The organism is Paenacidovorax caeni (assembly GCF_001298675.1).
Classification (GTDB): domain Bacteria; phylum Pseudomonadota; class Gammaproteobacteria; order Burkholderiales; family Burkholderiaceae_C; genus Paenacidovorax; species Paenacidovorax caeni.
Window position 1 is genome coordinate 1 of the sequence record NZ_CYIG01000046.1, and the last position, 22567, is coordinate 22567.

The window sequence follows — 22567 nt, forward strand, 5'->3', positions numbered from 1 at the left end:
CTGGCCGTGGGGGACGGGATTGGGCGTGCAGGTGACCGTGCCGTTGGCGGTGGCGGGGGTGGCGATAGCGTGGGTGTTGGGCGCGAAAGTGGCCGAAACGCTGCGCGTGCTGGTCACATTGGTGAACTGGCATGCCCCCGTACCCGCGCAATCGCCCGACCAGCCGGTGAAGTGGTAGCCCGCATCGGGCGTGGCGGTACAGCTTGCATTCTGGCCGTGGGTGACGGGATTGGGCGTGCAGGTAACCGCGCCGTTGGCGGCGGCAGGGGTGATGCTGATGGCGTAGGTATTGAGCGCGAAAGTGGCGCTCACGCTGCGCGTGCTGGTCACATTGGTGAACTGGCATGCCCCCGTACCCGTGCAATCACCCGACCAGCCGGTGAAGTGGTAGCCCGTATCGGGCGTGGCGGTGCAGCTTGCATCCTGGCCGTGGGTGACGGGGTTGGGCGTGCAGGTAACCGTGCCGTTGGCGGTGGCGGGGGTGGCAATGGCGTAGGTGTTGGGCGCGAACGTGGCCGAAATGGCAAGTGGCCGGGTTACGCTGGGGAAATAGCACGAAGGGTTGCTGCCAGAGCCTGCGCAATCGCCCGACCAGCCGACGAAGTGGTGGTCAGTAAAGGGTGTGGCGCCGCACATGGCGGTTTGGCCGTGGGGCACGGGGCTGGGGGTGCAGCTGACCATACCGCCGCTGACCGGGGCGATGCTGATGCCGTGGGTGGTGAACTCGAATGTGGCGCTTACGTATTGCGGGCTGGTGACGTTGGTGAGCTGGCATGGCCCGGTGCCGGCGCCGGTGTTCTGACAGGCACCCAACCAGCCGGTGAACTGATAGCCAGGGTTGGGCATGGCGGTGCAGTGTGCAGTCCCGTCTTCGGGCACGGGGTTGGGCGTGCAGGTGACCATGCCGCCGGTGGCGGAAGTGACGATGGCGTAAGTGTTGGACGTAAAGACGGCGCTGACCGTGCAGTCGTCGAAAATGGCCCCCGTGGTGAATACGTTGCCCGCCAGCGCGCCGTTGCAGCCGCTGGCCAAGGCCGTGTAGCCCGCGGGTGTGGCCAGGTTGAATGTGGCCTTCTGGCCTGCAGCGACTATGTAGCCCGCATCGATGGCGCCGCCGCCGCTGGCCTTGGTCTGGACGGAGTATGCGCGTTGTGCGCTGCACTGGGCGGAGTTGCCGCCCGCCGTCCCCTGACATTGCCATGTGTAGCTGTATCCGTCGGTGTCCATGGCCGTCTGCGTTCCTGCGGTGCATGCGAGGATGCCCTCGGGGATGGTGGAGATGAGGGTGAGGCCATTGGCAATGCCGCAGACACCTGCGACGGGTTGCTGCGTGCCATGGACGCGCATGGCGAATGTGATCTGTTGCATGGTCAACCATTGAGTGCCATTGCTGGTGGTCCAGGCCAGCCCTTCGCGATCAGTGTGCTCTTGCGCTTTTATGTCGGTCCAGGTGGGGTGTGAGACCCCCGGGTTACGCATCACCACCCACGCCACGTTGCCCGCTGCAACGACGTGGCTGCCGGAGAAGGTGCGCAGGTCGCCAGCGTTCGTATCGGGCGTGAAGGTGGTGCACGTGTTGACGTACGGCGTTGTGCTGGCTGTGGGGGTGTCGCACACCTCCACAGCCAGCCCGTTGAACATGTCCACGCCGATCTGCACGGTTTCGATGCGCATGGGCGTGGGGCCCACGGGAATGCGGTTGGCGAAGCGCTTGTCGGAATACCAGGGATCGTACGACTCACTCAACGACACACTTGTGGTGGCGGCACTGGTGTTGTCGAACAGTACGTCCGCACCAGCAGACACTGAGGCCGCCGCCGTCAGCAGAAGCGTGGCAATCCGAAGGGCAAAGGTTTTCATGGCGATGTGGTGGGTGGGTGGAGGCGTGTTCCACCCAGCCACCGTCGGGCATGAAAACTGCTGCCGGCGCTTTTGTGTCAAGCGCTGGCAGCTATCTTTATGGAAGCCTGAGGCACAGGTGGATGCACTGCCGGCCATCTTGCGGGCGCCAAGCCCTGGCGGTTTGACTGTGCGTTTGCGCAGCGCTTGACTGGGCGTTTCAGACGTGCAGGCTGAGCAGCCAGTCGGCGTACTCGACCGATGCAGTTGTGGAGGGCGTGGGCGGCGCCATGCCGGTGGCGCGTGCTGCTTCGGCCATGGCGCGCACGTCGCTGGGAGTGTGGCCGAATGTGCTGCGGAAGGCGCGGCTGAAGTGCGCCTCGCTGGAAAAACCCAGGCGCGTGGCCACGTCGGCCACGCGCAGGCGCCGGTAGGCCGGGTTGCTGAGGGTCTGGAATGCGCGCTGCAGCCGCCGCTGCTGCACGTAGCGCGCCACGCCGCCGAGCGGCTCGAAGAGTTGGTAGAGCCGGTGGCGCGAGATGCCAAAGGCTTGGCAGAGCGCCTCGGGCGTGAGCGGCGCGCCCAGGTGGCGCGCGATGTGGCGCTGGATGCGCTCCAGCGTAACGGCCTCTATGCCACCCTGGGCCTCGGCCAGCGTGCGCTGGCTTGGGCGCAGGCAGGCTGCCAGCATGTGGGTGGTGGCGCGCACCACGTCGTCGGCCTGCGCCATGCCGATGGTGGGCAGGCGCCGGTGCAGCGCTGCCAGGTGGTCGGCCAGCAGGCCGCCGAACACGCTGCCCGCGCGCAGCACGCTGCCGTGCAGCCGCGCGGCGTCGGTGCCCACCACGGCGCCGAAGGCGGCGTCGCCCAGTGCGCGCGGCACGATCAGCGAGAGCACGTGCGACTTTTGCGCCACGGTGTGCTGGGTGCGCGCCATGTCGAAGAACACCACGTCCCCAGGGGCCACGCGCAGGTCGTCGTCACTGCTGTGCTGGCCGACGAAGCCGCCTTCGAGATACCACTGCACGAGGTAGTGGTCCAGCCCGTCATGCGCAGCGCGGGCGCTGCTGCGCGCGAAGCGCTGGGCGCCGAAGTGCAGGTCACCCAGCAGCAATTGGCCCAGGTGCGTGGCGTGCACGCTGGCGTGAAAGTCCTCCAGCGTGTCGCGCGCCAGCGGCGCGGTGTCGAACAGCACCGAGATGCTGGCGCGCCACGCCTCAAAGCGGCTGGCGCCGCCAGGCCCGGCGGTGGCGAAGAAGGTGGCTGGCAGCGGTTCGGCAGGTGCCATGGCAGGGGCTCAGTACCCCTGGCGCAGGCGCCACTCGGCGCGGTCGAGGTCGTCGCGGGCGTTGCGCAGGCGCCAGTCCATGTCGCGCAACTGCTCGCGCAGGCGCTTGCGCTGGTTGTCGTCCTTGGTGTTGTCCAGCTCGCGCTGCTTGTTGCCTTGCTCGGTTTGCAGGCGGCGCAGGGTTTGCTCGGCGTCCCAGGCGGTGCGGCCGTCGCGGTAGCGCGCCAGGAAGCCCATTTCCAGCTCGGGCGGGCACGAGTTGTGGTAACTCTTGCCGTCACGGCCCCAGCGCGCGCCGTTGGCGGGGGTGCAGAACTGGCCGATGCCCTGGTTCCACCCTTCCCAGTACATCGGCTCGGAGGGCCGTACGCCGGCCTCGGCGCAGGCCTCGCGGATGTCGCCCAGGTGCGAGCGCGGCTGGCCGGCCAGCGCGTCGCGGTAGCCCTGGTCGCGCCAGTTGGCGGTGCGGCACTCCTCGGCACTCATGGCGGCGCAGCCCGCCAGCACGAGTGCGGCGGCCAGGGGGACGAGGCGGGTAAGGGTGCGGCGCATGGTCGGTTCCTTGGTCACAACGGGGTCAAAAGTCAAAAGCTGGAGAGTTCGAGGATTTCCTGCCCCATCAGCAGGCATGGGCCAGGGCTGGCTGCGTAGAGCATGCGCATGCGGTAATTGGCTTTGTAGACGTGGCCAGTGACCTCCAGCACGTGCAGCTTCTGCGCCTTGTTGGCGGGATTGGCCAGCGGCGGCAGGGCCTTGGCCTGTGGCTCGATGGCCGCGCGGTCGTCGCCTTCGCTGTGCCAGGCGAGCAGCTTCTGCGCCTGGGCCACGGCCTCCTTGGCGCAGGGGGGCTCGGCGGCCAGGCTGGTGCCAGCGGCGCCGAGCAGGGCGAGGGCTGCAAGGAGGGCTTTCATCGGGCGGCGGCGCGTCATGGGTTGAGCCATTTGGAAAGCGCGCTGCGGTACGACACATCAAAGCGGCCGTAGTCGTCCGTGCCCTGGGGGTTGTCGCAGCTTGAAGAGCCACGGAACAGCTGGCCGACCACGTAGCGCTTGCCTTGCAGCGTCAGGAACGCGGCGGAGCCGCTGCTGCCTTGCTCGACCACGCCCTGTTGCCAGGACAGGCGGATGAAGTTGGCGTCCGCCGGAGCGCTTGTTTGGCACAGATCGCCGCCGTTGGGGCAGTTCTGGTAGCTGCTGAGCGTGCCCAGGCTGATCTTTTGGCGGTCGCCTACCGGGTGGTGCACGGCCACGAGCGGCGTGCCGGTGGCCGCCGGCGTGCCGAAGTACGAGCCCGCATACACCGCACCTGCGGGCGGCGCGTCGTTCAGGCGCAGAAAGCTCACGTCGGTGTTGGCGTTCGCGCTCAGCAGCGTGGCGCCGCCCGTCAGCCGCCGGGCCGCAGGGTCGGTGGTGGGCGTGCCGCAGGCGCTGGCGCGGTAGAACCAGTCGGTGAGGAGCGAGGTGGCCTCGGACTGCGTGGAGATGCAGTGGTTGGCGGTCAGGAAATGGGGGGTGCCAGAGTTGCGCGCGTCGTTCATCAACGTGCCGGTGCACCAGTAGGATTTGCCGTTGCTGCGCGTGAACGACATGCGCGCCACGGCGCGGCTCTGGTCGAGGTACTCGGGGGTACAGATGGCGTCGCGGTTGCAGGCGCCCGCGTCGCCAGCGGCCTTGGTGGTGGCTGCGGCGCTTTCCCAGTGTGCGGCGTCGATGGTGTAGTGCGACAGGCGCGGCACGGCGATCCGCACGGCGGCGGGGTCGGTGCCTGCAGGGATTTCAATTTCCAGTGTGGTCTCTGGCGCGGCGAAGTCGGGGCTCCACCAGGTGTGCGCCTCGGCGTCGCTGGCGCCGCCTTCGGCGTTGCGCTGGGCCATGGCCTGGAGCTGGGCAGCGCTGATTTGCGTTGCCGCGCCGCCGGCGCCGTAGCTGCGCAGCACGGCCCCCGCAGGCAGGGCCTGCACCCACACGCCCAGGCGCACGCCGTAGGCACCGGGCGAGACGAAGCGCAGCGCAGCGACTTGCGTGCCCTGCGCCGTGGGTTGCCATTGCAGCAGCGCGGCGGTGGCGGTGGGGCTGGCGGTCGCGGCGACGTCGCGCGCTTGGCCAATTTCCAGGGGCTGGCCGCTCTTCAGCGCGGCAGGCGCACTCTTGGGTGCGGCGAGGGGGGCAAGCGCGACAGTGCGCGCGCTCTGGGCCACGGACTGGACGCTGGCGGGTTCGGTGGCGGCTGCCGCCTTGCCGGCGCTGGGGTCGTAGGGCTCGATCCGATCGACGGTGCCCGGCGGCGTGGGGGTGGGCGCGGGGCTGTCGGAGGAGCCGCCGCCGCAGGCGGCAAGGATCAGCGGCAGGCAAGCGCCGCCAAGAATGCGGGCGGCAGTGGAGGAGCGCATGGGGAATGCCTTTCGTGCAAGGTGGAATGCGTTGCGATTGTCTGGAAGGCGGGGGGAGCGGCGCAAGTTTTAAATGGCCGTTTGTGCCCTGGCCGCATCGGTGCCTGGCAAGGGCTGGGGTGCATCTTTGCCCGTGAAGCTGTGCATGCAAAAAGGGTTTGAAACCAAAATGGCTTCAAACCCTTGCAGAGAAAGCGCGAGCTGCTACGATTTTTGCTTAGCGCACCAGCAGCACCGGCACCTGGCAGCTCGCCAGCACCTGCGTACTGACAGAGCCCATCACCAGCTTGCCCAGCGCGCCGTGGCCCTGGGTGCCCATCATGATGAGGTCGAACCCGCCGGTCTCGGCCACCTTGGCGATGGTTTCCCCGGCCGGGCCTACTTTCACTGCGGTCGTGAAGTTGATACCGTGGCGCTTGAGGTATTTGTCCACGGGGCCAAGCACCTTCTCGCCCTGTTCGGCGTAGTACTGGTCGACCACGGCCTTGCCCAGCGCGGCGCGGGCCCGGGGGGGCAGCGGGGTTTGCACGGTCAGCGCGGTGTATTCGTGCGTGCCGGCCATGAGCTCCTCGTGCGTGGTCAGGTAGGCCAGCATCTTCTTGGTGTAGGGGCTGCCGTCGATGGCGAGCAGGATCTTCATGGCGGATCTCCTCAGTTGCGATGCACGCTATGTTAGCGGTGCTGTGTCCAGTTCCACCGTTCCCTCGGCGATGAAGCCCGCCTGCTCGCCCTTGCGGGCGTAGCCCAGCGGGTTGGCCACGACATGGCAGCGCCAGGGCGTGCCGTCGGCATGCCGGCCTTGCGCCACGTAGTCGCTGGGCGCGTGCAAGTGCCCGTGCAGCCACAGCCGGGCGTGGGGCAGCAGTTCGTCGAGGGCGTTGCAAAAGCCGGCCGTGCCGGGCACCAGGCCGTAGCGCGGGTCGGCGCTTTGCAGGCTGGGCGCGAAATGCGTGACCACGACCGTAGGGCCGTCGAACGGCTCGGCCAGCGCTGCGCGCAGCCACTCCTGGCATGCCAGCGCCTGGGCGCGCATGGGCTCGGCCAGAAAAGGGGCTCCGCTGCGTGTGCCGCCCGTCTTGCGCAGGTAGTAGTTAGCAGCGCGGTAGGCCTTCTCACGCTGCGCGTGCAGCCGCGTGGCGTCGGTGCAGCCGGCATGCACGGCCAGCGCGTCGAAGTCTGTCCATAGCGTGGTGCCGACGAAGCGCACGCCCTGCAGCACGGTGGTTTCGCGTTCCAGCCAGGTGATGCCCCAGCGCGCGCAGGCGGCACGCAGGCGCGCGTGCGCGGCGTCGAAGTCCTGTGCGTCGTACTCGTGGTTGCCGGGCACGAACAGCACCGGCGTGGGCCAGTCCGCGCCTCCCTGTGCGCGCGGCAGGGGCGAAAAGCGCGCCAGCCCGAAATCTGCATCGCTCAGCAGCGAGCCCGCCTGGTACGAGCCGATGTCGCCAGCCAGCACCAGCACATCGGCGCCGGGCGCCGGGCGCGGCTGGAACTGCGGGTGGGCTTCGAGGTGCAGGTCGGACAGGAGCTGGATCTTCATGGCCCCGACTATAAAGAAAAACCGCCCGAAGGCGGCTTGTGGAAAGCGCTGGCAGCTATCAAAAAATGAGTGAGGCCATGCGTTCCCCGGGGCGGGCAATTACTCAGGGCGCTGCGCTTGAAGCTGCTGCGGCCCAGGCGAGGGCAGCCGCGCAAGGGCCGCCCCGCCGCGCTGGCTGCGTCCCCCTGCCCGCAGTGCGCAGCACTGCGAGAGCGGGGGGAAGCCGCGCAGCGGCTCAGGGGGGCGTCAAGCAGCCAGGCGCTTTTCCAGCGCGGCCTTGGTGTCCAGCAGGGCTTGCGGCAGGTGGTAGGCCAGCTTGTCGAAGTGCTCGGTGTGCAGCTTGAACTCCTCGACCCAGGCGGCCTTGTCGATGCTGGTCACGGTGGCGAACTGCTGAGCCGTGAAGTCCAGGCCCTTCCAGTTGATCTCGGCGTAGGTGGGGGTCACGCCGAACATCGTGTCCTGGCCCTGGGCCTGGCCTTCGATGCGGTCAATCATCCACTTGAGCACGCGCATGTTCTCGCCGTAGCCGGGCCAGACGAACTTGCCGTCTTCGCCCTTGCGGAACCAGTTGACGCAGAAGATCTTGGGCAGGGTGTGGCCTGTTTCTTCCAGCTTGTGCTCCATGTCGAGCCAGTGCTGGAAGTAGTCGCTCATGTTGTAGCCGCAGAACGGCAGCATGGCGAAGGGGTCGCGGCGCACCACGCCCTGGGCGCCAAAGGCGGCCGCAGTGGTTTCAGAGCCCATCGTGGCGGCCATGTACACGCCTTCCATCCAGGTGCGGGCCTCGGTCACCAGCGGCACGGTGGTGGAGCGGCGGCCACCAAAGATGAAGGCATCAATGGCCACGCCGTTGGCGTCGTCCCACTGGGGGTCGAGCGCCGGGTTGTTGGTGGCGGCCACGGTGAAGCGCGAGTTCGGGTGGGCGGCCTTGGCGCCGGTTTCCTTGGCGATCTGGGGCGTCCAGTCCTTGCCTTGCCAGTCGATCAGGTGGTCGGGGATGACGCCGGTGTCCTTTTCCATGCCTTCCCACCACACGTCGCCGTCGTCCGTCAGGGCGACGTTGGTGAAGATCACGTCCTTGTCCAGGCTGCGCATGCAGTTGGGGTTGGTGTGCATGTTGGTGCCGGGGGCCACGCCAAAGTAGCCGGCCTCGGGGTTGATGGCGTACATCTTGCCGTCGGCGTGGGGCTTGATCCAGGCGATGTCGTCACCGATGGTGGTGACCTTCCAGCCGGCAAAGCCCGCCTCGGGCGGCACCAGCATGGAGAAGTTGGTCTTGCCGCAGGCGCTGGGGAAGGCGGCGGCCACGTGGTACTTCTTGCCTTCGGGGTTTGTGACGCCCAGGATCAGCATGTGCTCGGCCAGCCAGCCCTGGTCGCGGCCCATGGTGGAGGCGATGCGCAGCGCCAGGCACTTCTTGCCCAGCAGCGCGTTGCCGCCGTAGCCCGAGCCGTAGGACCAGATCTCGCGCGTTTCGGGGTAGTGCACGATGTACTTGACCTTGGGGTTGCAAGGCCAGCTCGTGGTGTCCTTCTCGCCAGCGGCCAGGGGGGCGCCCACGGTGTGCATGCAGGGCACGAACTCGCCGTCCACGCCGAGCACGTCGTACACGGCCTTGCCCATGCGGGTCATGAGGCGCTGGTTCACGGCCACGTAGGCGCTGTCGGTCAGCTCCACGCCGATGTGGGCGATGTGGCTGCCCAGCGGGCCCATGCTGAAGGGCACCACGTACATGGTGCGGCCCTTCATGCAGCCGTCAAACAGCGGCTGCAGCGTGGCGCGCATTTCAGCGGGGTCCATCCAGTTGTTGGTGGGGCCGGCGTCTTCCTTCTTGGCCGAGCAGATGTAGGTGCGGTCTTCCACGCGGGCCACGTCCGACGGGTCGGACCAGGCCAGGAAGCTGCCGGGGCGCTTGGCGGGGTTGAGCTTCTTGAAGGTGCCGGCCTGGACCAGTTGCTCGCACAGGCGGTCGTATTCTTCCTTCGAGCCGTCGCACCAAACGATGCTGTCGGGCTTGCACAGGGCGGCCATATCGGCGACCCAGGCGATCAGCTTGGCATTCTTGACGTAGGCGGGGGCCTGGATATCCAGACCTTGCATCGTGGGTGCGTTCATCGGAGCGTCCTCAAGTTGAAAAACCATCTTTTCAAAGGAAGCGAACCGGCGGTGCGCAAGGGTGCGGCCGCTACGGAAGCCGCCCGGCGCTGCTTTTGAAAAAATGGCTCGGGAGATTCAGTCGGCGACCGCACGGGGTGGTGGCGGCCTGCCATGGGGCGGCGGATTGCGCCTGGGGCTGCCGACTGGGGTGTCGATTTTATGAAACCGGCCCGGAACTGTGTTACCACCAAGTGGTAAATTCATGCAAACGATGCATGACGTTATGCTTTTGTGTGCATGGGGCGTAAAAAAGCCCCGGTGATCGGGGCGGTGTAGGACGGGGCGGGGGGTCACGCCATGGTCACGGCGATGAAGGCCAGCAGGAAGATCATGACCGCGCCAAAGGCCGGTAACACAAGCGGCACGGCGCCGATCACATCCTCCATCGGATCCGTTGCGTGGTCCTCGGTGGCGGGAGGGGTCTGGGACATGGCTTTCTCCAGTCGTTCAACGTGGAACCATTCTAGGGCGCGCGCCCCGGGCATGCCATTGGCGCTTTCACCCAGCCCGGCCGCGTCTTTCAGTGCGTCGCGGCCTGCATGCCTGCCGCGCGCAGGGCGGCCAGCACTTCCTCCACATGGGCCTTGCCGCGCGTCTGCAGCACCAGGTCGATCTCCACGTTCTGCGCCGCGAGCATGGTGAAGGCGCGCTGGTGGTGCACTTCCTCGATGTTGGCGCCCGCCGCGGCCACCGTGGCGGTGATCTGCGCCAGCACGCCAGGCACGTCGCGCGCGCTGACCTGGATGCGCGCCAGCCTGCCCGAGCGCACCATGCCGCGCTCGATGATGGCGGCCAGCAGCAGCGGGTCGATGTTGCCGCCCGACAGCACCAGCCCCACCTTCTTGCCGGCGAAGCGCGCGGGGTGGCGCACCAGCGCGGCCAGCCCGGCGGCGCCGGCGCCCTCGACCAGCGTTTTCTCAATCTCCAGCAGCATCAGCACGGCCTGCTCGATGTCGCCTTCGTCCACCAGCAGCAGCTCATCCACCAGGCGCGCCACCACTTCCTGGGTCATCTTGCCCGGCGTACCGACGGCAATGCCCTCGGCAATGGTGGCGGTGCCCATGGGGTGGTGCGTGCCCAGCACGGCGTTGACCATGGAGGGGAAGCGCTGGGTTTGCACGCCCACCACCGTGATCCCGGGCTTCAAGGCCTTGGCCGCAGTGGCCACGCCCGCGATGAGGCCCCCGCCGCCCACGGAGATGACGAGTGTGTCCAGGTCGGGCTGTGCGCGCAGCATCTCCAGTGCCAGCGTGCCCTGGCCTGCGGCGATGGCCTCGTCGTCGTAGGGATGTACGAAGGTCAGGCCCTGCTGCTCGGCGAGCTGGTAGGCGTGCTGGCGCGCCTCTTCCAGCGTGTCGCCGTGCAGCACCACCTCGGCGCCAAAGCCGCGCGTGCGTTCTACCTTCACGCCGGGCGTGAAGCGCGGCATCACGATGACCGCGCGCACGCCCAGGCGCTGCGCGTGGTAGGCCACGCCCTGCGCGTGGTTGCCTGCGCTCATGGCCACCACGCCGCGCGCCCGCTCCTCGGGCGAGAGCTGCGCGAGCCGGTTGCAGGCGCCGCGCTCCTTGAAGGAGGCGGTGAACTGCAGGTTCTCGAACTTGAGGAACACCTGTGCGCCGACGATCTGCGAGAGCGTCCGGGATTCGACGCAGGGGGTTTCGAGTACCTGGCCGCGCAGGCGGGCGGCGGCGTCATGGATGGCCTGGAGTGTGAGCATGGATGCCATTGTGGAGCCAATGCCACCTTCGGCACAGCGGCCGCAGGCACCGAGGCGGGCGCGTGGCCTGCGCCGGCCCACCGCTCCCGGTGGCCGCAGCGGTGCTGCGTGCACAGCGCAGGCAGGGCGGCGCAGCTTACTCCTGAAAGAAGAGCTGCCAGCGCTTGCTGGATAAGCGCTGGAGGCCATTTTGGCTTGTATTTTTCGCCTACCCTGGCGGGGTGCGTGCGCCCGCGCCGCCCTTGCGGCGGGCACCACGGAATGGTCGCCAACACGTTCTGGGGCGTTTCACTTCAGGCCCAGGCGCCGGGCGAGCTTGTGCAGGTTGCTCGCATCCACCTCCAGCGCCCGTGCCGCACGGGCCCAGTTGCCGTCGTGGCGCGCCAGCGCGGCGCGGATGGCGGTGCGCTGGCAGGCGTCCACGGCGTCGCGCAGCGGGCCCTCGGCGGCGTGGCTGGCGTCACTGGCAGCCTGCGCTGGCTGTGGCGCGGCGCTGGTGCCGTGCAGGTCCGGGTCCAGGTCGAGCAGCGCGGGCTCCAGCGTCACGATGTCGTTGCGCCCGGCGCCCCGGCTCAGGGCCTTGAGCGCGGCGCGGCTGATGACGTGCTCCAGCTCGCGCACGTTGCCGGGCCAGGGGTAGCGCTGCAGCGCCGCTTGCGCGGCGGCCGACAGGCGCAGGCTGCGCAGGCCCAGGCGCGCGCGGTTCAGCTCCAGAAAGCGTCCGGCGAGCAGCAGCGTGTCGGCGCCGCGCTCGCGCAGCGGCGGGATCGGCACCGGGTACACCGATAGCCGGTGGTACAGGTCGGCGCGGAAGGCACCGCTGGCCACCTGCTCGCGCAGCGGGCGGTTGGTGGCCGCGAGCACGCGCACGTCCACGCGCCGGGGGCGGTCGGCGCCCAGGCGCTGGATCTCGCCGTTTTGCAGCGTGCGCAGCAGCTTGGCCTGCACGGCCAGCGGCAGCTCGCCCACTTCGTCGAGGAACAGCGTGCCACCCTCGGCGGCCTCGATGCGGCCGGGCCGGTCGGCCATGGCGCCGGAGAACGCGCCGCGCACATGGCCGAACAGCTCGCTCTCGGCCAGCGTCTCGGGCAGCGCGGCGCAGTTCACGTGCACCAGCGGCTTGCCGTGGCGCGGCGAGTGGCGGTGCAGCCAGCGTGCGAACAGCTCCTTGCCCACGCCGGTTTCGCCCAGCAGCAGCACCGGCAGCGCCGAGCTGGCGACTACGCGCAGCTCGTGCAGCAGCTGCGTCAGTGCCGGGCTCTGGCCGACGATCTCGGCGTCCGGGTCGGCGGCGGGCGCCGCGCCTTCGGCGGGCGCGGCGGCGCGCGCAGGGGGCGCCAGGCGCAGCGCCTGCACCTCGCGCTCCAGCTGCGCCATGCGCACCGCCGCTTCGGCCAGGCGCGCGCAGTGCGCCAGCGCGGCGCGCTCGGGTGCGCCGAAGGTGCCGGTGCGCAGGGCGTCGAGCGTGAGCACGCCCCAGGGGCGCTCTTCCACCCACAGCGCCACGCCCATGCAGTCGTGCACCGGCAGCGGGGCGCCCACCAAGGTGTCGAGCAGGCCGTCGTAAGGGTCGGGCAGGGTGCTGTCGTGGTCGAAGCACACCACCTCGCGCCGCGCCAGGATGGCCGCCAGGCGCGGGTGCTGGCGCACGGCGAAGCGCCGCCCCAGCGCCTCGGGTACCAGCCCGTCCATGGCCATGGGGCGCAGGTGTTCCTCCTCCAGCCGCAGCAGCACCACGGCACCGCAGTGGAAGTGCGCGCGCAACTGGCTGGCCAGGCGCTGCAGGCGCTCGGCGGGCGGGTGCGGCGCGGCGAGGTCGGCCAGCAGGGCGGGTCGATCAGGGTATACATGACCGTGCAAGGTTAAAACAACCGCGAATGCGCGGGGTGGAAAATACCCTGTGCGCGCCAAGTGCTTGATTCCCAAGGCGGCCAAGCCTGGCCCGGGGCTTGCATCTGCCCAGGGCACCAACTTTGGGAAAGAAGCACCATGAACATCGACAAATTCAAGCACCAGCATGTGGACATCCTGCGGCGCATCGCCGCCCTGCGCGAACTGACGCATGCGGGCGTGGCGCGCAATGCCGAGGCCATCGCCCAGGGCCTCGTGGCCATGAGCGCGGTCATCAAGCTGCATCTGTCCGTGGAGGATCAGGCGCTGTACCCAGCGCTGCAGCGTGGCGACGACGCCGCGCTGGCGCGCCTGGGACAGCGTTTTCAGGTGGAGATGGGGCCGATCGCCGCAGCCTTCGACCAGTTCGCGCGGCGCTGGAACACCGCGCAGCGCCTGCGTGAGGACGAGGCCGGGTTCCGCGCCGCGGCGAACGACGTGCTGCGTCGCGTGCATGAGCGCATGCGCCACGAAGACCGCGATTTCTACCCACGCGTGGAAGCGCAGCACGCCGCGGCGGCGGCCTGCTGACGTTTCCCTTTTCGTTTTTCTCTGTGCCTCAGGTTTGCGCCGGCCTTGTGCCGGCTTTTTTACCGACTGAAACACTGGGTTATTGTGCTGGGTCAAAGGGGGTGAATAACTACCTATAGTGTTTTGTCATCGTGCGACACACTACAGGTAGTGTTTTACCTGAAGGAGTCAGCCGCATGTCCTCCCCCCTGGCCACCCTGCCGCGCGACGTGATCCAGCGCGATGGCGCCCGCACCGCGTTCGACGCGCACCGCATTCGCTCGGCCATCGCGCGCGCCGGCAGCGCCACCGGCGAGTTCGGCGAGGAGGAAGCGCAACTGCTGACGGCCCAGGCCACCAAGGTGCTGATCCACCGCTTCCGCGGCGAGGCGCCGACCATCGAGCAGATCCAGGACGTGGTGGAGCAGACGCTGATCGCCGCCAACCATCTGCAGACCGCGCGCGCCTACATGGCCTACCGCCAGCGCCACGCCACCCTGCGCGCCGACCGGCAGACGCTGGTGCACGTGGAAAGCGCCATCAACGAATACCTCACGCGCGCCGACTGGCGCGTCAACGCCAACGCCAACCAGGGCTACTCGCTCGGCGGGCTGATCCTGAACGTGGCGGGCAAGGTCACGGCCAACTACTGGCTCTCGCACGTCTACGCGCCCGAGATCGGCGAGGCGCACCGCAGCGGCGACATCCACATTCACGACCTGGACATGCTCAGCGGCTACTGCGCCGGCTGGTCGCTGCGCACGCTGCTGCACGAGGGGCTGAACGGCGTGCCGGGCAAGGTGGAGGCGGGGCCGCCGAAGCACATGAGCTCCGCCGTGGGGCAGATCGTCAACTTCCTCGGCACGCTGCAGAACGAGTGGGCGGGTGCGCAGGCGTTCTCGTCGTTCGACACCTACATGGCGCCCTTCGTGCGCAAGGACGGCATGGACTACGCCGCCGTGCGCCAGTGCATCCAGGAGCTGGTCTACAACCTCAACGTGCCCTCGCGCTGGGGCACGCAGACGCCGTTCACCAACCTCACCTTCGACTGGACCTGCCCGGAGGACCTGCGCGAACAGGTACCGGTGATCGGCGGCGTGGAGATGCCGTTTTGCTACGGCGAGCTGCAGGCCGAAATGGACCTGATCAACCGCGCCTACATCGACGTGATGACCACGGGCGACGCCAAGGGCCGCGTGTTCACCTTCCCCATTCCCACGTACAACATCACGCCCGACTTCCCGTGGGAGAGCGAGAACGCCGCCGCCCTGTTCGACATGACGGCCAAGTACGGCCTGCCGTACTTCCAGAACTTCATCAACTCCGAGCTTTCGCCGAACATGGTGCGCTCCATGTGCTGCCGCCTGCAGCTCGATCTGCGCGAGCTATTGAAGCGCGGCAACGGCCTGTTCGGCAGCGCCGAGCAGACCGGCAGCCTGGGCGTGGTCACCGTGAACTGCGCGCGGCTGGGCTATCTGCACGCGGGCGACGAGGCGGGGCTGTTCGCCGCGCTCGACCGCCTGCTGGAGCTGGGCAAGCAAAGCCTGGAGGTCAAGCGCAAGCTCATCCAGCGCCTGATGGACCAGGGCCTGTTCCCGTACACCAAGCGCTACCTGGGCACGCTGCGCAACCACTTCAGCACGCTGGGCGTGAACGGCATCAACGAGATGGTGCGCAACTTCACACACGACGCGCACGACATCACCAGCGAATGGGGCCACGCCTTCGCCCTGCGCCTGCTGGACCATGTGCGCGCACGCATGACGGCTTTCCAGGAAGAAACCGGCCACCTCTACAACCTGGAAGCCACGCCCGCCGAGGGCACGACCTACCGCTTCGCCAAGGAAGACAAGAAGCGCTGGCCCGCCATCCTGCAGGCCGGCACGGCCGAGCAGCCGTACTACACCAACAGCTCACAGTTGCCCGTGGGCTTCACCGACGACCCGTTCGAGGCGCTGCAGCGGCAAGAGGCCCTGCAGGGCAAGTACACCGGCGGCACCGTGCTGCACCTGTACATGGGCGAGCGCATCTCCAGCGGCGCGGCCTGCCGCGAGCTGGTGAAACGGGCGTTGACGAACTTCCGCCTGCCCTACATCACCGTCACGCCCACGTTCTCCATCTGCCCCACGCACGGCTACCTGGCGGGCGAGCACCCGTTCTGCCCCACGTGCGACGCCGAACGGCTGGAGGCGAAGCGCCGGCACCTGCTTGCGGCTTGAAGGCAAATTGGCCTCCAGCCCTTTCCCATCAAGCGCAAGCAGCTATCAAAACCGTAGTTTTCAACCCCCCAAGGAGTTCACCATGAGCCATTTCTCCACCACCGAACAAACCGCCCTGGCCGCCGTGCAGCTCACCGACGACGAGCGCCAGCCCTGCGAAGTCTGGACGCGCGTGATGGGCTACCACCGCCCCGTGGCCAGCTTCAACACCGGCAAGCAGGGCGAGCACCGCGAGCGCCAGTTCTTCGCCGAGCCCGGCCGTGCCTGCTAGGGCGCGCCAGCCCGCTGCCGAGACGCTGCGCGTGGGCGGCATCACGCCGCTGACCACCATCGACTTTCCCGGCAAGTTGGCGGCGGTGGTCTTCTGCCAGGGCTGCCCTTGGCGCTGCGGCTACTGCCACAACCCCGGCCTGCTCGACGCCACCCAGCCCGGCGCGCTGGACTGGGGCGACGTGCTGGCCCTGCTGCGCCAGCGGCATGGCCTGCTCGACGGCGTGGTGTTCTCGGGCGGCGAGCCGCTGGCGCAGTCGGGCCTGCCCGATGCGCTGGCGCAGGTGCGCGCGCTGGGTTACGCCACTGCGCTGCACACCGCGGGCATGTACCCCGAACGCCTGGCCGCCGCGCTGCCGCTGCTCGACTGGGTCGGGCTCGACATCAAGGCGCCCCTGCACCACTACGACGCCATCACGGGCGTGCCGGGCAGCGGCGTCAAGGCCTGGGATGCGCTGCGGCGGCTTCTGGGCAGTGGCGTGGCCTACGAATGCCGCACCACCTGGCACCCAGGCCTGTATACCGTGGAGGAATTGCAGGCCCTGGGCGAGGCGCTGCGCCAACTGGGCCTGCGCCACTGGGTGCTGCAGCCCTGCGAAGACAAGCGCGCGCCCGGCAGCGCCCAAGCTGCGCGGCAGGCCCTGCAGCAGGGCGTGGCGCAGGTATGGCCCGGGCTGGCGGTGGCCACGCTGCGGGGCTGAACGCCTGTCAACGATCTTTTCTGGCCACCAAGCCGTGCGGTGCGGGCTTTATCCTCGCCGTTTTGTCGTGCGAAGGAGAAGACGTATGCAATGGCGCGCAATGCCCCTGGCCCTGGGGATGCTGGCGTTGGCCCTGGCCGGCTGCGGCGGTGGCGGTAGCGGCTCTACGCCACTGCCGCCCGCACCCCCGCCGCCGCCCCAGGTGGGACAACTGCTGTCGGCGCAGAGCCTGACCGAGATCGGCGTGGACGCCTTCACCGCCGCCGTGGCCGCGGGCACCAGCCGGATTCCGCCGCTGCAGCCGCGCTACGGGGTCTCCACCTACCGCCTGACCTACCTGACGCAGGACGCCGACGGCGCGCTCGTCGAGGCCTCCGGCCTGGTGGCCGTGCCACAAAAGCCCGCCGGTGCGGGCGCCAGCCCGGTGCTGGGCTACCAGCATGCCACCACCTTTGCCAATGCTGACGCGCCCTCGCTCAACCTGGCGCCGAGCGAGCCACCGCTGGTGCTGGCCTCGCTGGGCTACATCGTCGTCGCGGCGGACTACGTGGGCTTTGCGCACAGCAACGCCGCGGCCCACCCTTACCTGCAGTCCCGGGCCACGGCGCGCGCCGTGCTCGACATGCTCGATGCCGCCCAGCAGTGGCGCCGCGCCGCTCGCGTGGCCGACAACGGCCAGCTGTACCTGCTGGGCTACTCCGAGGGCGGCTACGCCACCATGGCCGCGCAGCGCGAGATGGAGCGCACACGCAGCCCGCTGCTGCCGCAGCTGCGCGCTGCACTGCCCGCTGCCGGGCCCTTCGACATGCAGGTGACCCTGGACACGCTGCTGGGCCGCGTGCGCGATGAATACCCCGCCATCGGCTGGATGCTCAACCCCGGCACGCTGCGCTACTTGGGTGCTAGCGTGCGCGCTGAAGTGCGCCGCCTGCTGCTGCGCGCCCTGGTGCCGGGCGATGCCGACGTGCGCTACGACGCGCGCTTCCTCGACACCTACCTGGCCGACGACCAGGAGACGCTGCGCGCGCAAAGCAGCGTGCACTGGGGCTGGACGCCCAGCGCACCGGTGTACCTGTTCCATGGCCGGGACGACACGACCGTGCCTTTTGCGGCCTCGGTCTCGGCCTACGAAACTTTGCATTCCAGTGGTGGTGCTCCGGTCAGCCTGCGTGAATGCAGCAGCGTCGCGCCCAGCGGCCACACGGCCTGCGTGCCTGAGTACTTTGGCTATGCGCTGGCGGTGATGGGCACGCCGCCCTGATGCAGGGCCAATAGTGCCCCTGTGCAGTGTGCGTTCTTGCCGCGGTGGCCCACGTGCCATTCCCGGCGGGCGTGGGCATCGAAGCGGGCCATTGGGTCATGACCGGCTCGGCAAGAACACCCGCCCGCTACCCCTGCACCACCCGCAGCACTTCCGCCCCGTAGGCTTCGAGCTTCTTCGTCCCCATGCCGCTGATGCCCTGCAGGTCCTCCAGCGTGGTGGGGTTGCACTCGGCGATGGCGGCCAGCGTGGCGTCGTGAAAGATCACGTAGGCCGGCAGGTTGTGCGCCCGCGCCACCTCGGCGCGCCAGGCCTTCAGGTTGATGAAGCGCACCTGCGCGTCCGCGCCCAGGTTGGCGGCGGCCACGGGCGGCGCGGCGGCGCGGCGTGCCTTCTTCGGCGCGGCGTGGGCCGAGGCTTCGCGCAGCATCACGGTCTGCTCGCCGCGCAGCACCGGGCGCGAGCCGTGCGAGAGCGTGAGCGTGTCGAAGCTGTGGCCGTTTTCCATGGCCACGCGGTGCACGCCCACGGCGCCCAGCGCCAGCAGCTGGCGCGCAACGGCGCGCAACTGCGCCTCGGAGTACTGCGCGCCCAGGCTGAAGGTGGAGAGCTTGTCGTGCCCGAACTGGCGCACCTTGTCGGTGAGCTTGCCGCGCACGATGTCCATCAGGTGGCCCACGCCGAAGGTCAGGCCGCTGGCCTCGTGCACGCGGTAAATCGTGGACAGCAGCTTGCGCGCGGCGTCGGTGCCGTCCCACACCGCTGGCGGGGCGATGCAGTTGTCGCAGTTGCCGCAGGGTTGCGAGGCTTCGCCAAAGTAGGAAAGCAGGCGCTGGCGGCGGCAGTCGGTGGCTTCGGCCAGGGCCAGCAGGGCGTCAAGCTTGCCGCGCATCACGGCCTTGAATTCCTCGCCCGCCTCGCCGTCGTCGATCATGCGGCGCTGGTTCACCACGTCTTGCAGGCCGTAGACCATCCAGGCGTCGGCGGGCAGGCCGTCGCGCCCGGCGCGGCCGGTTTCCTGGTAGTAGCCCTCGATGTTCTTGGGCATGTCGACGTGGGCGACGAAGCGCACATCGGGCTTGTCGATGCCCATGCCGAAGGCGATGGTGGCCACCACCACCACGCCGTCCTCACGCACGAAGCGGTCCTGGTGCGCCTGGCGCGTTTCGGCGGGCAGGCCAGCGTGGTAGGGCAGGGCGTCGATACCGGCCTGCGCCAGCGCCTCGGCCATTTCCTCGACGCGTTTGCGCGACTGGCAATAGACCACGCCGGCATCGCCCAGGTGCTCGCGCTCAATGAAGCGCAGCAGCTGCGCCAGCGGTTCCTTTTTTTCTTCGATGCGGTAGCGGATGTTGGGCCGGTCAAAGCTGCTGATGAACAGGCGCGCGCCCTGCAGCTGCAGCCCCTCGACGATGTCGGCGCGCGTCAGCTCGTCGGCCGTGGCCGTGAGCGCCACGCGTGGCACGCCCGGGTAGCGCGCGTGCAGGATGGACAGCTGCCGGTACTCGGGGCGGAAGTCGTGGCCCCACTGGCTCACGCAGTGCGCTTCGTCGATGGCGAACAGGCCGAGCTGCCCGCGTGCGTGCAGGTCGTCGAGCAGGCCGAGGAAGCGCTCGGTCGTCACACGTTCGGGCGCGGCGTACAGCAGCGTGATCTCGCCGCGCGCCAGGCGCCGCTCCACGTCCAGCGTCTGCTGCCAGTCGAGCGTGGAGTTGAGGAAGGCGGCGTCCACCCCGGCTTCGTGCAGTGCGCCCACCTGGTCGTGCATCAGCGCGATCAGCGGCGACACCACCACGGTGACGCCGCGCCCGGCGTCGCGCCGCACGATGGCCGGCACCTGGTAGCACAGGCTCTTGCCGCCGCCCGTGGGCATGAGCACCAGCGCATCGCCGCCCGCGATGACGTGCTCCACGATCGCCTCCTGCGGGCCGCGGAACTGCGCGTAGCCAAAGACATCGTGGAGGACGGAATGCGCTGGAGACACTGGAATGCTCTATCTTTGATAGCTGGTGGCGCTTGATTGGTAAGCGCTGGAGGCCGTTCGGCTTGTAAAGGTCGTGCGCTACAGCTGAGGGGCGGGGCACAAAACTCACTATTGTGCCCTCGTGTGGTTCTGCTCTAGGGTGCCAGTGCCGATCATCGGCCTACAATGCATCCTGGTGCCCACCCTGCTTGCACACGAGCAAAAACAGGCAGTCTTCTCAACCTTGACGATGTCATGCGACCTCTGTTCACAGAGCGCGCGGCTGGGTTTAAACGTGTGCACTTTCCCGGCTGATACGCGCTCGCTGAAGAAAGGGTTCACATGAACAATATCTCCTCGTTTGCGCACCACGCACAAGCCCGCCTACAGGCGGTTGTAGGTGCCAGCGGCACCGTCGTCAAGCGCTCCCATATTTACGAACTGATGGCCGCAGCCTTGGGACTCGGCTCCCATGCCGCCTTGAAAGCCCAGGGCCTTTTGTGCCCACTGCCATCGCAGCCGTTGTTGGCGCACTATGGCACCCTGCATCCGGGACTTTGCGCAGCGCGGGCCGAGGCGTTGGGCGTGGTCCGCCAAGGGTGCGAGCCGCTGGCTGCCGCGCTGTGCACAGACATGGCGGCGCAGGCTCTGGGCTTGGTGCCATGGGAAGACATCCTGTCAGCCTTGCTGTCGGGTAACCGGGAGCTGTACCGCGAAACGCTACGCGACGATGCCTACTACGAGGTGTTGGAGACCGCGCTTGACAACGACCCCAACGCCTGGCCGGACGACCCGGAGCCCTTGCGCCTTGACAGTTCGTTTGTATTGCAGTCCCTGAAAACTGCGGCTGGGCAGGGCGAAGGGCGCGCCCACCTGGCGCTAGGACTTTTGATTGAGCGCGGAATTCGTATGAATTGCGATCTCCATGAAGACGATGAGGCCGACGAAGTAATGGACGAGTTGTCCGATTCGCATGCCGGTCTGTACTGGTACGAACGCCAGCAAAAGGGCGAGGTTCTGAAGGGCGTTGAACTGGAATGGGCACAGGGTTATGTCGAGCGCGTCAAGCAACGCGCTGCGGCATCGCGCGAGCAGGCCGAGCGTTGCAGTTCCGCCCGCGACCACTTCAACGCCGCTGCCGCATTGGGCCAGCACGATGCGCTGCTGGTCCTCGCGGACCGGTATGGCGACAGCCGCTTCTTTGACCTTCAAGCGCCCAGAGTGCTGGCAGATCCGGTGTGGATTGCTGACCTGGCCCAGCGCGTCGGCCGTTATGAATGGACTCCCGCTTGGCTGACGGTGGCCGCCGAGCGCGGTGATATGCGGGCGCTGCGGGAACTCATAGAAACGTGGCATGCGGATGACCCGCTCAAGGCATGGACCTGGTTCCATTTCGCCAAGCTGCTGGGCAAGGATCTCACCCAAGACGACTACCGGGCCATTCACGAGGATGGCTCCAGCTACGACGACGATGTAGGCGGCACCATGTTCGTGGACGGTGTGGATGGAGTTGAACTCCCCGCAGTGGAAGAGTCCGTTCGCCAGCAAGCTCTGCAAGCTGCGCAAATCTTGGCCGCACGTTTGCAGGCTGAGTAACCTAGGCCGGGCCATGCAAGGCCCGGCTTCCTAAAATAGTGCCCCATGCAAGCCCCCCACTACACCCGCGCCCAGCAGCTCCCCGCCATCCTGCGTGAGCGCATCGCCATCCTTGACGGTGCCATGGGCACGATGATCCAGCGCTTCAAGCTCACCGAGGAACAATACCGGGGCACGCGTTTCGCCGACTTTCCGCGCGATGTGAAGGGCAACAACGAGCTGCTGTCGCTCACGCGCCCCGACGTGATCCGCGACATCCACGAGGGCTACCTGGCCGCAGGCGCCGACCTGATCGAGACCAACACCTTCGGCGCCACCTCCATCGCGCAGGAGGATTACGGCATGGCCCACCTGGCGCGCGAGATGAACCTGGAAAGCGCCAGGCTGGCGCGCGCCGCCTGCGACAAGTTCTCCACGCCCGACAAGCCGCGCTTTGTCGCGGGCGCGCTCGGCCCCACGCCCAAGACGGCCAGCATCAGCCCCGACGTCAACGACCCCGGCGCGCGCAACGTCACCTTCGAGCAGCTGCGCGCCGCCTACCTGGAGCAGACGCTGGCGCTCATCGAGGGCGGCGCGGACGTGATCCTGGTCGAGACCATCTTCGACACGCTCAACGCCAAGGCCGCGCTGTTCGCCGTGGATGAAGCCTTCGAGCAGACCGGCGAATGCCTGCCCATCATGGTCAGTGGCACCGTCACCGACGCCTCGGGCCGCATCCTCAGCGGCCAGACCGTCACCGCCTTCTGGCACAGCGTGCGCCATGCCAACCCGCTCACCATCGGCCTGAACTGCGCCCTCGGCGCGGCGCTGATGCGCCCGTATATCCAGGAGCTGGCCAAGGCCGCGCAGGGCACCTTCATCAGCTGCTACCCCAACGCCGGCCTGCCCAACCCCATGAGCGACACCGGCTTCGACGAAACGCCCGAAGTCACCAGCCGCCTGGTGCACGAGTTCGCCGCCGAGGGCCTGGTCAACGTGCTGGGGGGATGCTGTGGCACCACGCCCGACCACATCGCCGCCATCGCCCAGGCGGTGCAGGGCGTCAAGACCCGGCCGCTGTTCTACCGCGAGTGAGAGAGCACCCCCGGGGGCGCTTTGCCCCTTGGTTCGTTCTCACAGGTAAAAAGGGCTGTAAAGCACGCCAGCTAGGCGCTGGCAGCTATGGTTTTTGAAAAGGCCTAGCCAGGCTGGCGCGTGCGCCGCAGAATGCGGGGCGATACC

At 68.2% G+C, this 22567-nt stretch carries 19 protein-coding genes; 7 read left to right on the forward strand and 12 right to left on the reverse strand.

Annotated elements, in window-relative coordinates; all coding sequences use genetic code 11:
• From BN2503_RS15725 to norR, 11 genes are all read right to left on the reverse strand, one after another.
• A partial coding sequence (locus BN2503_RS15725; RefSeq protein WP_199445263.1) for an InlB B-repeat-containing protein occupies nt 1-1860 on the reverse strand: 1860 nt, incomplete at its 3' end.
• 199 nt (nt 1861-2059) lie between these two features.
• Nucleotides 2060-3127, reverse strand: coding sequence for a helix-turn-helix domain-containing protein (locus tag BN2503_RS15730; protein ID WP_054257588.1), 1068 nt, complete (start codon nt 3125-3127; stop codon nt 2060-2062).
• Nucleotides 3128-3136: 9 nt separating this feature from the next.
• Nucleotides 3137-3679 (reverse strand): DUF2799 domain-containing protein, encoded by a 543-nt coding sequence (locus tag BN2503_RS15735; protein ID WP_054257589.1) that lies wholly within the window; start codon nt 3677-3679, stop codon nt 3137-3139.
• 32 nt (nt 3680-3711) lie between these two features.
• A complete protein-coding gene (locus tag BN2503_RS15740) occupies nt 3712-4038 on the reverse strand; it encodes a hypothetical protein (protein ID WP_054257622.1) in 327 nt (108 codons plus the stop codon).
• A 14-nt stretch (nt 4039-4052) separates the two neighbouring features.
• Nucleotides 4053-5516, reverse strand: a complete 1464-nt coding sequence (locus tag BN2503_RS15745) for a trypsin-like serine peptidase (protein ID WP_054257590.1) — start codon at nt 5514-5516, stop codon at nt 4053-4055.
• A 217-nt stretch (nt 5517-5733) separates the two neighbouring features.
• A complete protein-coding gene (locus BN2503_RS15750) occupies nt 5734-6156 on the reverse strand; it encodes a universal stress protein (protein WP_054257591.1) in 423 nt (140 codons plus the stop codon).
• 27 nt (nt 6157-6183) lie between these two features.
• On the reverse strand, nt 6184-7056 hold the full coding sequence (locus BN2503_RS15755) for a metallophosphoesterase (protein WP_054257592.1): 873 nt from the start codon (nt 7054-7056) through the stop codon (nt 6184-6186).
• 246 nt (nt 7057-7302) lie between these two features.
• Complete coding sequence (locus BN2503_RS15760) at nt 7303-9174, reverse strand: phosphoenolpyruvate carboxykinase (GTP) (RefSeq protein ID WP_054257593.1); 1872 nt, start codon at nt 9172-9174, stop codon at nt 7303-7305.
• Between the two features lie 332 nt (nt 9175-9506).
• Entirely contained in the window at nt 9507-9647 is a 141-nt protein-coding gene (locus tag BN2503_RS20740; protein ID WP_175537968.1) for a hypothetical protein, read from the reverse strand.
• 89 nt (nt 9648-9736) lie between these two features.
• Nucleotides 9737-10936, reverse strand: a complete 1200-nt coding sequence (locus BN2503_RS15770) for a threonine ammonia-lyase (RefSeq protein ID WP_054257595.1) — start codon at nt 10934-10936, stop codon at nt 9737-9739.
• Nucleotides 10937-11224: 288 nt separating this feature from the next.
• Complete coding sequence (gene norR / locus BN2503_RS15775; RefSeq protein ID WP_054257596.1) at nt 11225-12796, reverse strand: nitric oxide reductase transcriptional regulator NorR; 1572 nt, start codon at nt 12794-12796, stop codon at nt 11225-11227.
• Nucleotides 12797-12925: 129 nt separating this feature from the next.
• Here norR and BN2503_RS15780 point away from each other — a divergent pair, with 129 nt between their 5' ends.
• The 5 genes from BN2503_RS15780 to BN2503_RS15800 all read left to right on the forward strand — a co-directional run bounded on the left by BN2503_RS15780 (nt 12926) and on the right by BN2503_RS15800 (nt 17787).
• The gene (locus BN2503_RS15780) at nt 12926-13357 is read left to right on the forward strand and encodes a hemerythrin domain-containing protein (RefSeq protein ID WP_054257597.1); all 432 of its coding nucleotides are present in this window, start codon (nt 12926-12928) and stop codon (nt 13355-13357) included.
• Nucleotides 13358-13533: 176 nt separating this feature from the next.
• On the forward strand, nt 13534-15555 hold the full coding sequence (locus BN2503_RS15785) for a ribonucleoside triphosphate reductase (RefSeq protein WP_054257598.1): 2022 nt from the start codon (nt 13534-13536) through the stop codon (nt 15553-15555).
• Between the two features lie 82 nt (nt 15556-15637).
• Nucleotides 15638-15826 (forward strand): anaerobic ribonucleoside-triphosphate reductase, encoded by a 189-nt coding sequence (nrdD, locus tag BN2503_RS15790; protein ID WP_054257599.1) that lies wholly within the window; start codon nt 15638-15640, stop codon nt 15824-15826.
• Nucleotides 15816-16526: an anaerobic ribonucleoside-triphosphate reductase activating protein gene (locus BN2503_RS15795; protein WP_054257600.1), complete on the forward strand. Its 711-nt coding sequence runs from the start codon at nt 15816-15818 to the stop codon at nt 16524-16526. Before nrdD ends, BN2503_RS15795 begins: the two co-directional genes overlap by 11 nt.
• 85 nt (nt 16527-16611) lie before the next feature.
• The gene (locus BN2503_RS15800) at nt 16612-17787 is read left to right on the forward strand and encodes an alpha/beta hydrolase family protein (protein WP_054257601.1); all 1176 of its coding nucleotides are present in this window, start codon (nt 16612-16614) and stop codon (nt 17785-17787) included.
• 127 nt (nt 17788-17914) lie between these two features.
• Here the strand turns inward: BN2503_RS15800 and recQ are convergent, their stop codons facing one another.
• Nucleotides 17915-19771, reverse strand: a complete 1857-nt coding sequence (recQ, locus tag BN2503_RS15805; RefSeq protein ID WP_054257602.1) for a DNA helicase RecQ — start codon at nt 19769-19771, stop codon at nt 17915-17917.
• 321 nt (nt 19772-20092) lie between these two features.
• On the opposite strand from recQ, the gene BN2503_RS15810 reads away from it, so the two are divergent.
• Together BN2503_RS15810 and BN2503_RS15815 are read left to right on the forward strand one after the other, a co-directional pair.
• Nucleotides 20093-21346: a hypothetical protein gene (locus tag BN2503_RS15810; protein WP_054257603.1), complete on the forward strand. Its 1254-nt coding sequence runs from the start codon at nt 20093-20095 to the stop codon at nt 21344-21346.
• A 45-nt stretch (nt 21347-21391) separates the two neighbouring features.
• Nucleotides 21392-22420, forward strand: coding sequence for a homocysteine S-methyltransferase family protein (locus BN2503_RS15815; RefSeq protein ID WP_054257604.1), 1029 nt, complete (start codon nt 21392-21394; stop codon nt 22418-22420).
• Nucleotides 22421-22567 lie beyond the last annotated feature (147 nt).